12 protein-coding genes are annotated in these 12,162 nt (G+C 35.4%); all 12 read left to right on the forward strand.

The genetic code is table 11. The features are described 5' to 3' along the window. Nucleotides 1-161: 161 nt before the first annotated feature. The 12 genes from yfmF to CW357_RS02740 all read left to right on the forward strand — a co-directional run bounded on the left by yfmF (nt 162) and on the right by CW357_RS02740 (nt 12,105). Nucleotides 162-1,430 (forward strand): EF-P 5-aminopentanol modification-associated protein YfmF, encoded by a 1,269-nt coding sequence (yfmF, locus tag CW357_RS02685; protein ID WP_124217275.1) that lies wholly within the window; start codon nt 162-164, stop codon nt 1,428-1,430. Beyond that, entirely contained in the window at nt 1,430-2,761 is a 1,332-nt protein-coding gene (gene yfmH, locus CW357_RS02690) for an EF-P 5-aminopentanol modification-associated protein YfmH (protein ID WP_119414348.1), read from the forward strand. The genes yfmF and yfmH overlap by 1 nt, the downstream gene beginning before the upstream one ends. Continuing rightward, nucleotides 2,761-3,489: an elongation factor P 5-aminopentanone reductase gene (gene ymfI, locus CW357_RS02695; RefSeq protein WP_119414349.1), complete on the forward strand. Its 729-nt coding sequence runs from the start codon at nt 2,761-2,763 to the stop codon at nt 3,487-3,489. The genes yfmH and ymfI overlap by 1 nt, the downstream gene beginning before the upstream one ends. Nucleotides 3,490-3,531: 42 nt before the next feature. Continuing rightward, a complete protein-coding gene (locus tag CW357_RS02700) occupies nt 3,532-3,789 on the forward strand; it encodes a DUF3243 domain-containing protein (RefSeq protein WP_124217276.1) in 258 nt (85 codons plus the stop codon). A gap of 181 nt (nt 3,790-3,970) precedes the next feature. Continuing rightward, nucleotides 3,971-4,771 (forward strand): DUF3388 domain-containing protein, encoded by an 801-nt coding sequence (locus CW357_RS02705; RefSeq protein WP_124217277.1) that lies wholly within the window; start codon nt 3,971-3,973, stop codon nt 4,769-4,771. A 17-nt stretch (nt 4,772-4,788) separates the two neighbouring features. Then, nucleotides 4,789-5,709, forward strand: coding sequence for a helix-turn-helix domain-containing protein (locus CW357_RS02710; protein WP_119414352.1), 921 nt, complete (start codon nt 4,789-4,791; stop codon nt 5,707-5,709). A 47-nt stretch (nt 5,710-5,756) separates the two neighbouring features. Further along, nucleotides 5,757-6,335: a CDP-diacylglycerol--glycerol-3-phosphate 3-phosphatidyltransferase gene (gene pgsA, locus CW357_RS02715; protein WP_124217278.1), complete on the forward strand. Its 579-nt coding sequence runs from the start codon at nt 5,757-5,759 to the stop codon at nt 6,333-6,335. 121 nt (nt 6,336-6,456) lie between these two features. Then, the gene (locus CW357_RS02720; RefSeq protein ID WP_124217279.1) at nt 6,457-7,713 is read left to right on the forward strand and encodes a competence/damage-inducible protein A; all 1,257 of its coding nucleotides are present in this window, start codon (nt 6,457-6,459) and stop codon (nt 7,711-7,713) included. Between the two features lie 175 nt (nt 7,714-7,888). Further along, on the forward strand, nt 7,889-8,944 hold the full coding sequence (recA, locus tag CW357_RS02725; protein ID WP_119414355.1) for a recombinase RecA: 1,056 nt from the start codon (nt 7,889-7,891) through the stop codon (nt 8,942-8,944). 323 nt (nt 8,945-9,267) lie between these two features. After that, on the forward strand, nt 9,268-10,821 hold the full coding sequence (rny, locus tag CW357_RS02730) for a ribonuclease Y (protein ID WP_124217362.1): 1,554 nt from the start codon (nt 9,268-9,270) through the stop codon (nt 10,819-10,821). Nucleotides 10,822-10,953: 132 nt separating this feature from the next. Further along, entirely contained in the window at nt 10,954-11,751 is a 798-nt protein-coding gene (locus CW357_RS02735; protein WP_119414356.1) for a TIGR00282 family metallophosphoesterase, read from the forward strand. Nucleotides 11,752-11,838: 87 nt separating this feature from the next. Then, the gene (locus CW357_RS02740; protein ID WP_119414357.1) at nt 11,839-12,105 is read left to right on the forward strand and encodes a stage V sporulation protein S; all 267 of its coding nucleotides are present in this window, start codon (nt 11,839-11,841) and stop codon (nt 12,103-12,105) included. Nucleotides 12,106-12,162: the final 57 nt, after the last annotated feature.

A 12,162-nucleotide genomic window follows, 5' to 3' on the forward strand; every position in this document is an offset into this window, starting at 1 on the left:
TCACTAATTATTATGAAAAGGCCGAGCCAACTTCTCGGCCTTTTTTGTTATGTCTAAAGGGCCATGCATTGACTTGCTTTTACTTTAGTTGCAATTTTATTCAATTGACATGTATAGTTGGGGTAATGGTTTGTTATATTAAGTAGATAGGAGGGGTTTGAATGTTTAACACTATAGAAGTAGCTAAAGACGTTCATATTCATACAAGAGTAACTGATCAATTTAAAACAGTGAATTTTTCACTGAAATTTAGAAGACCTTTAGAGGTAGAGGAGGCAGCGGAAAGAACTGTTTTAACAAATGTATTGCAACACAGTAATGCCAAATTCCCATCTACTGCTAGTATGCGTATGTATTTAGATGATTTATATGGAACAGTTTTGTATTTAGATACAAGTAAAAAAGGAAACGAACATGTTGTCATTTTAAATGTTGAAACGGTAAATGACCAATACTTAAAACAAGGTGATGTACTAGGTAAAGTATTAGATTTAATGCATACAGTACTATTTGAGCCGAATTTAGAAGGTGGAACTTTTAAAGAGAATATCGTTTCTCGTGAGAAAGAAATGGTCAAGGAACGTATTCAATCTATATTTGATGATAAATCACGCTATGCACAAAATCGCTTAACAAAAATTTTAGCGCCAAATCACCCAGCATCTATTTCTGCTAATGGTACAATTCCAGCTATTGAAGCGATTACACCTCAATCACTTACTGATACATATCACCGTATGCTTACAGAAGATGCGATTGATATTTACGTAGTGGGAGATATAGATGAAGATAAAATGGTAGAGGATCTAAAAAAAGCACTACCATTTGGAAAGCGAGAAACAACATTTAAACTAAAAGATTTACCAAAAATTGAACCAACTGATGATTATGTGAAAGAAAAGCAAGATATGCGACAAGGAAAACTGCATATTGGCTATTCAATACCGGTATTTTTCAAAGATGCAGATTTTCCAAAAATGCAAATCTTTAATGGTATTTTTGGAGGATATCCACATTCTAAATTGTTTATGAATGTTCGTGAAAAAGAAAGTATGGCGTATTATTGTTCAAGTTCATATTCTGCACAATATGGTTTAGTTTATGTAACGTCTGGAATTGATGCTATAAATGAGCAGAAAGTGATTCAATTGATTGATGACCAATTAGCCTCTATGCAAAATGGCGAAATAACAGATTTGGAACTGACACAAACAAAAGCAATGCTTCAAAACCAATTAAAAGAAGCATTAGATTCTGCACGTGGTCAAATTGAAATATATGACCAATATAAAGATTTGGATGAAGATTTCAATGTAGAAGATTGGCAAAAGAAATGGCAGGCTGTAACGAAAGAAGACGTTGTGGCTATGGCTAAACAAATGCACAAAGAAACCGTCTATTTCTTGAGTGGAATGGAGGACGAAAAATAATGGAAACAATTCGCTTTGATCAACTAGATGAAACATTATATTATGAAAAGCTTGAAAATGGGTTAGACGTCTACATTTTGCCGAAAAAAGGATTCTCAAAAACATTTGTCACATTTACAACTAAGTATGGATCTGTAGACCGTTCTTTTGTTCCGCTTGGTGAACAACAAGCAATTACAGTTCCAGATGGCATAGCACACTTTTTAGAACATAAAATGTTTGAAAAAGAGGATGGAGATGTATTCCAAAAGTTTAGTGAGTATGGTGCATCAGCAAATGCCTTTACTTCATTTACAAGAACTGCTTATCTATTTTCTTCAACGAATCATATTTATGAAAGTACTGAGACATTATTAAATTTTGTACAGGAACCTTATTTTACAGAAAAAACCGTCAACAAAGAAAAAGGGATTATTGGTCAAGAAATTACGATGTATGACGATCAACCTGATTGGCGTTTATATTTTGGCACTATCGAAAATATGTTTAAAGAACATCCTGTAAAAATTGATATTGCAGGAACTGTCGAATCGATAGATAAAATTACGGCAGAACATTTATATACTTGCTATCATACTTTCTATCATCCTTCAAACATGTTGCTATTTGCAATTGGCTCATTAGAACCTGAAAAAATGATGCAAGTTATTCGTGAAAACCAAGATAAGAAAGAATTTGCAAAGCCTACTCCGATTAAGCGGATTGAAGTAGATGAACCATCTGAAGTTGCTATACCTGAACGTACATTGAATATGGATGTTTCGAAAGCAAAAGTTTCTGTAGGACTTAAAGCAAAGGAAACAAATCTATCAGGACGAGAAATGTTAAAACATGAGCTTGCAATTAGTTTGACATTGGATATCTTATTTGGAAGATCCTCAGATTTTTATACAAAAGTGTATGAAGAAGGTTTAATCGATGAATCTTACTCTTACGATTTTTCTTTAGAACATGGATTTGGCTTTGCAATGATAGGTTCAGATACACATCAACCTGACAAATTGATACAAGCTATAAAAGAGCAATTGAAGAAAACAGAAGAGAAATGGCCATTTGGTGAAGAGGAATTGGAACGTGTAAAACGCCGTAGAATAGGCTTTAATTTAAGAGCTCTTAACTCCATTGAATATATAGCAAATCAATTTACACGTTATAAATTCAATGATATGAACCTGTTTGACTCTGTTTCGGCAATTGAAGAACTAACTTTAGCTGACGTCCAACAAGCTTTTAAATCTCTGCAAGGAGAATCTCAACAAACAGTCTTTAAAATTTTACCACTAGCCAATAATACTAAAAACAATTCAAAGGCAGAAGGTAAAAAAGCATAATGAAAAAATTTGCATTAGTATTAGGCGCTTCCGGAGCAATCGGAAGTGCCATTTGTCGTGAACTAGCGGAAAATGGTTGGTCACTCTATTTGCAGTACAATCACCATAGTGAAGTTGTGCAAAGTTTACTTGAAGAAATGATGCAGTCTTATCCGGAACAAGAATTCATGATTATTCAGGCAGATTTAACATCCGAATCAGCAGCAACTACGATTGTACAGTCTGTGTTTTCATTAGAAGCAATTGTCATAGCTAGTGGTCAAGCGCTTTATAAACTAGTGGAAGATACAACTGTTAAAGAAATGACTGAACTTTGGAAAGTACATGTTCAGACACCTATACAAATTATTGGTATGTTGTCAGCAAAATTAAGACAACATCAAGTAAGTTATATTACAATGATTGGTTCTATATGGGGTGAAGCAGGTGGAGCGGGAGAAACACTATATTCTACCGTTAAAGGAGCCATTCACTCTTTTGTGAAAGCTTATGCAAAAGAGGTATCTTTTAATGGAATCCGTGTAAATGCAATTGCTCCGGGATTAATCGATACAAAAATGAATGGACATTTAAATGACGAAGAAATGCGTGAACTCTTGGCTGAAATTCCATTAGAACGTGCTGGATCTCCTGAAGAAGTAGCACACCTAGTAGCCTTTTTACAATCTGGAAAGGCTGATTATATAACAGGACAAATCTTGAGAATTAACGGCGGCTGGTACATATAACAACTGATTTTACACATACTTATTGTGTAAAGGAGGGGTTCTATGCCTATTTTAGAAAATTGGCAACAATGGACATCGTTTTTAGGGCAAAATGTGGCTCAAGCTGAACAATCTGGTATGACAAATCAAGTAATTCAAAAAGCAGCGGTACAAATTGGTGAATACTTAGCCAACAATGTTGATCCGAAAAATGAACAAGAACGTGTACTTTCTGATTTATGGGGCGTTGCTTCTGAAAATGAGAAAGAAGCATTGGCGAATTGTGTCGTTAAATTAGTTCAAAATAAAAATTTGCAGTAAAAACTTATTTAATATAAGAGTTAAAATAAATTGTCTTTATAAAAGTCTCGGGAATGATTAAAAGTGTTTTTTAAACTTTTAATGCATCCCGTTTCTTTTTCCCTTTTCATCTATAGAAAAATCAGCTATTATGGAACATATATATGTTTTATGCGTTTTATAATAGAAGGGATCGTTGTATGTGAGAGAATGGTATTTTGAATATGAAATACAAATCAATCGCCCCGGATTATTAGGTGATATCGCATCATTATTAGGTATGCTTAGGGTTAATATAGTTACGATAAATGGTGTCGACCAAATTCGAAGAGGTATGCTTCTACGAGCTGAAAAAGAGGAACAAATTGAACGATTTAGAAGTATTGTTTCGACAATGGAAATGATTAAAGTCACCAAATTTCGACAACCTACTACAAGAGATCGTTTAGCTATTCGACACGGCAGATATATTCAACGAGAAGCAGATGAAAAAAAGACATTTCGCTTTGTGCGAGATGAACTAGGGATTCTTGTCGATTTTATGGCTGAAATTTATAAAAAAGAAGGTCGTAAGTTAATAGGAATTCGTGGAATGCCTCGAGTTGGAAAAACGGAATCAATTGTTGCTGCAAGTGTTTGTGCAAATAAGCGCTGGTTATTTTTATCATCAACTATGATTAAACAAACAGTGCGCAATAGACTACTTGGAGATGAATTTAATAGTAATAACGTATTTATATTAGATGGTGTTGTTACTAGACGTTCATCGGACGAGCGACATCAACAATTAGTTCGTGAAATTATGCAATTGCCAGCGATTATCGTGATTGAGCACCCTGATATGTTTGTGCAGCATTCCGAATATACAATAGATGACTTTGATTATATTATCGAATTAAGACATCATCCAGATGAAGAAATTACATACGAAGTATTAGAGCGAAATAATAGCTTTTTACAAGATTCGGATGGTTTCGGTGGTTTTGGAGGATTTAATTTTTAACAGGTAGGTGTTTACAATTGACAGAATTAGGAGCTCGTTTAAAGGAAGCGAGAGTGTCAAAAGGCTATAGTCTGGATGATTTACAAGAAATTACCAAAATTCAAAAGCGCTATTTATCAGCTATTGAAGAAGGTAATTATAGTATTATGCCAGGAACATTTTATGTTCGTGCATTTATTAAGCAATATGCGGAAGCAGTAGGACTAGATAGTAATGAATTATTAGAAACGTTTAAATCGGAAATTCCGGCCAATAATACAGTGCAAAATGTAACTGCAACAACTAACATTCAACAGCCACAACAACGTAGAACTTTAGCAAAAAAGACAGCTAAGAAAAGTTCTGATTGGATGCCAAAAATCATTGTTGCCTTATTTATCATCATTATTATTGCTGCAATTTGGTTTTTAAAACAACATAATTCAAGCAGTGAAGTTGTGGATGAGCCTAAACAAGAAGATGTTAAGGTAGAATCAACAAACGTCAAGACAAATAGTAATAAGGATAAAGAAGCTACTAAAACGGAAACTAGCGCAAAAGAAAAAACAACCGATAAAACTGATTCACCAGAAGAAAAAACTAAACAAAAAATTTCGAAAGGTGTTTTAGAAAATGATAGTGTAACAACTACTTATACTCTTACAGGCGCGAAAGACTTTAAGGTGAAAGTAAAAGTTATGGGTAGTACATGGGTTGGTATTCAAGATGAAACAGGTAAAGAGATCTCAAGTGAATCTGACTCATTTAAGGCTGATCAAATGTATAGTGATGGTGACGAGATTGACGTAGATGCAACAGGTAAGAAAAGCGTTCGTGTTAGACTTGGAGCTTCAGCTAATGGTACAGTATATGTAAATGATGAAAAGATAAAATTTGCAGCAACTCCTGCAGAACGTTATACTCAAAATATCGTTATTAAATTTGAGGAAGAAAAGTAGTCATCTGAACAGGATGACTTTTTCCTTTGTTAAGAAAGGTGAAACAAATGAATATTCCTAATAGAATCACAGTCTCTCGAATTTGTTTAATACCTATTTTCGTATTGATGATGGTGTTAGACTTTGGCTGGGGTAATATGTCTATATTAGGTGCTACATTACCAGTTGAACATTTTGTAGGTGCTTTGATATTTATCATCGCTTCTGTAACAGACTGGATTGATGGACATTATGCACGAAAGTACAATTTAGTTACAAACCTAGGGAAGTTTTTAGATCCATTAGCAGATAAATTGCTAGTTTCATCTGCTTTCATTTTATTAGTAGAAATGGGCGCTTCACCAGCATGGGTCATTATCATTATTATTAGCCGTGAATTTGCTGTAACAGGCTTACGTTTAATTTGTGCGGAACAAGGTGAAGTTGTAGCCGCTAACCAACTCGGCAAAATTAAGACATGGACACAAATCATTGCAATTGCATCCTTATTAATGGATAACATTATCTTTGCAATGAGGGGTATTCCATTCGGAACAATTATGCTATATGTAGCATTATTCTTTACAGTTTGGTCAGGTGTTGATTACTTCTGGTTAAACCGCAAAATTTTATTAGAATCAAAATAAAGTAATATTGGCTCATTTTGCATGACGAAAGATAATATTTTCGTTTCGCAACCACTTTTGTGGCGTTTGATTTATTCAAACGAATGAGCCATTTTTTTCTACACAAAAGGGGGAATAATTGATGAATGCGGAAATTGTTGCTGTAGGATCAGAATTGTTGTTGGGGCAAATTGTCAATACAAATGCGCGCTTTATTTCGAGTCAATTATCAGAATTGGGTATTAATGTTTATTATAATACGGTTGTGGGGGATAATGCAGCACGTTTAAAAGAAGTGATTCAAATTGCGGAATCCCGTTCAGACCTACTTATCTTTTCTGGTGGCTTAGGACCTACTAAGGATGATTTAACGAAAGAAACAATTGCAAAACACTTGAATGTAGATCTCGTAGAAGACGAAGAGGCGATGAAATCTATTGAAGATTTCTTTGCAAAACAAAATCGAATTATGACTGATAATAACCGCAAACAAGCTTTAGTTTTAAAGGGAAGCCAAGTATTGACTAACAAGAACGGAATGGCTCCGGGTATGATTTATGACGTTCATAACAAAATATATATGTTGTTACCAGGACCACCAAAAGAGATTGAGCCAATGTTTCAATTCGAAGCAAAACCAAAGCTTGCAGAGCGCCTACATGAAGATAACAAAATAGTATCACATGTACTGCGTTTTTATGGCATTGGTGAAGCAGAATTGGAAGTGCGTATACAAGATTTGTTAGATGAACAATCAAATCCAACAATTGCGCCTCTTGCATCTGATGGTGAAGTAACATTGCGTATTACTGCAAAGGCTGAAAATGAAGAAAAAGCTTGGTTATTGATCAATAAAACTAAAAATGAAATCATAGAGCGAGTTGGAGATTATCTGTACGGGGAAGATGATGATTCTTTATCAAGCAAAGCAGCAGAAATGCTCATTGCGAATAATTTAACAATTTCAGCAGCAGAAAGTTTAACAGCTGGATTATTCCAATCAGAGCTTGCTGCAAATCCGGGAATTAGCCAATCATTATTAGGTGGGATGGTAACCTATACAGAACAGGTTAAACAAGAGCAATTAGGAATGCCAAAAGAAATTTTAGAAAACTATGGTGTTGTAAGTGCTGAATGTGCTGGAGAAATGGCACGACTTGTTAAAGGAAAATTTAGCACGGATATCGGTGTAGGTTTAACAGGTGCTGCAGGACCTGAAGCTCATGGCGATCAACCTGCAGGAACAGTGTGGATTGGTATTGCGATTGACCAAGACCCACCTCTTACTTACAAATTACAATTGACGGGTATGCGTAATACAAATCGCCTACGTGCTGTTAAATTTGCATTCCATTATTTAATCCATCTGTTAGCAGAAAAAGGATATGTCAAAAAATAAATTCGATATTAAAAAGACTATTAAAATATGTATTTCGTGAATTTTTAAGTAATCATTATTAAATAGTAATTTAATTTTGACGAATAAACGTTCGCTTTTTTCTTGTGTTTTTCTCAAAAAAGAAGTATAGTAGAAACAGAAATATAAGACAACTCATTTTAAAGGAGGAACTAGATTGGACGAACGTAAAGCGGCATTGGATATGGCCCTTAAGCAAATTGAAAAGCAATTTGGTAAAGGGTCTGTTATGAAATTAGGAGAACAGGCAGACCGTAGAGTTTCTACATCTTCAAGTGGTTCTTTAGCGCTTGATACAGCACTTGGAGTTGGTGGTTACCCTCGTGGTCGTGTCATTGAAATATATGGACCTGAAAGTTCAGGTAAAACTACTGTAGCATTACATGCAATTGCAGAAGTACAAGCAAATGGAGGACAAGCAGCATTCATAGATGCTGAACATGCCCTTGATCCTGTTTATGCTTCTAAACTTGGCGTCAATATTGATGAATTATTATTATCTCAACCAGATACTGGTGAACAAGCTTTAGAAATTGCAGAAGCATTAGTACGAAGTGGAGCGATTGATATTATTATTATCGACTCAGTTGCTGCACTCGTTCCAAAGGCAGAAATAGAAGGCGAAATGGGTGATTCCCATATGGGTCTTCAAGCACGCTTAATGTCACAAGCTTTACGAAAACTATCAGGGATTATTAATAAGTCAAATACGATCGCAATCTTTATCAACCAAGTCCGTGAGAAAATTGGTGTTATGTTTGGTAACCCTGAAACTACTCCTGGTGGACGTGCACTAAAATTCTATGCATCTGTACGTTTAGAAGTTCGTCGTGCAGAAACCATTAAACAAGGTAACGAAATGGTTGGTAACCGTACAAAGATTAAAGTTGTGAAAAACAAAGTAGCACCGCCATTTAAAACTGCAGAAGTGGATATCATGTATGGTGAAGGGATTTCAAAAGAAGGCGAAATTCTTGATATCGGTGTAGAAAAGGATATTGTACAAAAAAGCGGATCTTGGTATGGCTATGATGATGAACGCCTAGGTCAAGGACGTGAAAATGCAAAACAATTCTTAAAAGAAAATCCTGAAATTAGAGAAGAAATAGCTCAGAAAATCCGTGTTGCATCAGGTATTGCTGAAAATGGAGAGATTACAGACGCTAACTTAGAAGACTCTGAAGTTGATCCAACATTATTTGATGAAGAATAGATTTTTCTAAAGGTCCTTCAAATTTGAAGGACCTTTTTTAGAAAGAAAATCTTTATGCACTCCTTTAAGTTTGATAATTTAAAATTTTCGTTACATTTTTAATTGATTTAAATAACAACTTTATGCTACATAAAGATTCAAAAGTTGATACAGATAGATTAGAATACATCCAAAAACTGTGAATCCTTGACAGGTCAATATATCAACTATACAATTAAATTGTATTATTTCTAAAATTGAAATGAAATTGGCACTATATTGAATGATCAATGTAAAGCCGACTGAAACAGAGTATGAAAACAGCAAGAGGAGGTATTTGTATGATGGAAATCATCTTCTCCGCTTTGCTAGCAATTATCGTCGGTGCCGCTGTTATCTATTTCGTCATGAAAAAAGTGAATGAATCAAAAGTGAACGGTGCAAAGAGTGCTGCAGAACTTATTATTGAAGAAGGTAAGAGAGAAGCAGAAGCTCTTAAGAAAGAAGCACTACTTGAAGCAAAAGATGAAACTCACAAACTTCGAACTGAAGCAGAAAATGACATCCGTGAACGCCGGTCTGAAATTATTAAACAAGAGAATCGGTTATTGCAAAGAGAAGAAAATCTTGATCGCAAGGATGACGCTCTGAATAAGAGAGAAACAGGATTAGAGCGTAAGGAAGAAGCTCTAACTGAAAGACAACAGCATATTGTACAGATGGAAAGCAAAGTGGAAGAACTTGTTGCTAAACAACAATCCGAAATTGAACGCATTTCAGCATTATCTCGTGATGAAGCAAAAGCAATTATTCTTAAACAAGTAGAAAGCGAGTTATCAACTGATATTGCCGTAATGACAAAAGAAGCTGAAACACGTGCAAAAGAGGGTGCTGATAAAAAAGCAAGGGAAGTTTTATCACTTGCCATTCAACGCTTTGCAGCAGACCACGTTGCAGAAACGACTGTATCTGTCGTTAACTTACCAAACGATGAGATGAAAGGTCGAATTATAGGACGTGAAGGACGTAATATCCGCACACTTGAAACATTAACTGGTATCGATTTAATAATCGATGATACGCCAGAAGCAGTTATCCTATCAGGATTTGACCCTATTAGACGCGAAACTGCTCGTCTTACATTAGAAAAACTTGTACAAGATGGTCGTATCCACCCAGCTCGTATTGAAGAAATGGTGGAAAAATCTCGTCGAGAAATAGACGAACAAATCCGCGAAACTGGGGAACAAACTACATTTGAAGTTGGAATTCATAATTTACACCCAGACTTAATGAAAATTCTTGGTAGAATGAAGTATCGGACAAGTTATGGTCAAAATGTCTTAAAACACTCTATAGAAGTTGCTCATTTAGCAGGACTATTGGCAGCTGAATTAGGTGAAGATGTAACTTTAGCAAAACGCGCAGGCTTACTCCATGATATAGGTAAAGCCATCGATCATGAAGTAGAAGGTAGTCATGTTGAGATTGGTGTAGAATTAGCAACAAAATATCATGAGCATCCTGTAGTTATTAACAGTATTGCTTCGCATCATGGTGATACAGAACCAACATCTGTTATAGCAGTTTTAGTAGCTGCTGCCGATGCGTTATCAGCAGCAAGACCGGGTGCACGTAGTGAAACATTAGAAAATTATATTCGTCGATTGGAAAAATTGGAAGAAATTTCAGAATCTTATGAAGGCGTAGAAAAGTCATATGCTATTCAAGCAGGACGTGAGATTCGTATTATAGTACGTCCAGATCAAATTGACGACTTAGCTTCACATCGCTTAGCCCGTGATATTCGTAAACAAATTGAAGATGAGCTAGATTATCCAGGGCATATTAAAGTTACAGTTATTCGAGAGACTCGTGCTGTTGAATATGCTAAGTAGAATTTAGTACTTCAAGTTTTGTATATTTAAAAGCCAAAATCAATGATTTTGTATATTTATATAATTTAATGGACAAAAGGCTTCTTAGTACTACGGTCGAGAAGCCTTTTGTTATGGAAATGAGTGGATGAAATGAAAGTACTATTTATTGGAGACATCGTAGGGGATATTGGCTTAGATGCAGTTGAATCATACTTACCTCGCCTAAAAAGAAAATATAATGTAGATGTTGTTATAGCAAATGGTGAAAATGCAGCTGCAGGTAGAGGTATAACTAAAGGAATTTATCAAGATTTACTTATGATGGGCGTAGATGTAATAACAATGGGAAACCATACATGGGACCAAAAAGAAATTTTCGACTTTATTGATGATGCAGATTATTTAATTCGACCAGCTAATTTTTCGGATGAAGCACCAGGTAAAGGAATGGTATCTGTCACAAAAAATAACGAAACGATAACAGTCATTAATTTGCATGGTCGAACATTTTTACCGCCTCATGGAGATCCATTCGCTAAAGCAGAAGAATTAGTAGAGGAAGCAAAAAAAATATCTCCGCTTGTTTTCATAGACTTTCATGCAGAAACAACTAGTGAAAAAATTGCATTAGGATGGAATTTAGACGGAAAAGCTTCAGCAGTAGTTGGTACACATACTCATGTTCAAACAGCTGATGCTCGTATTTTCCCAGGGGGAACTGCATTTATTTCTGATGTAGGTATGACAGGACCGTACGATGAAGTACTGGGCATGAACAAAGATAAAGTTATATATCGTTTTAAAACAAATATGCCAACACGATTTGAAGTACCAAAACAAGGCAGAGAAGTATTTAGTGGCTTTTATGTTGAACTTGATAACAAATCTGGTAAAGCTAAATACTTTGAACGTATTTATATAAATGCTGATTATCCTTTCGTTCCTTAAACTAGTCTATTTTATGCAGGGTGAGCATACAATGCTTCATGGACAATCAAAATGTCCCCGATTTTTCAAACTAAGGGAGGAATAGTTGTGGATTCATTGAAAGTATCGTCTCGCTCCAACCCAAATTCCGTAGCAGGTGCATTAGTGGCAGTGATTAGAGAGCAAGGATATGCAGAGATGCAAGCAGTTGGGGCAGGTGCCCTCAATCAGGCTGTGAAAGCAATCGCAATTGCGAGAGGCTTTGTAGCTCCGAGTGGTACTGATTTAACATGTTCACCAGCATTTACGGATATTTTAATAGCTGGTGAAGATCGTACAGCATTAAAATTGCTCGTCGAAAAAAAAGGACGATAGTAAATAATAAAAGAGAAGGCGGCTTGCTCTGATTTGAAGAGCACTGGATTGCCTGAG

Source organism: Rummeliibacillus sp. TYF005 (assembly GCF_003844195.1).
Classification (GTDB): Bacteria; Bacillota; Bacilli; order Bacillales_A; family Planococcaceae; genus Rummeliibacillus.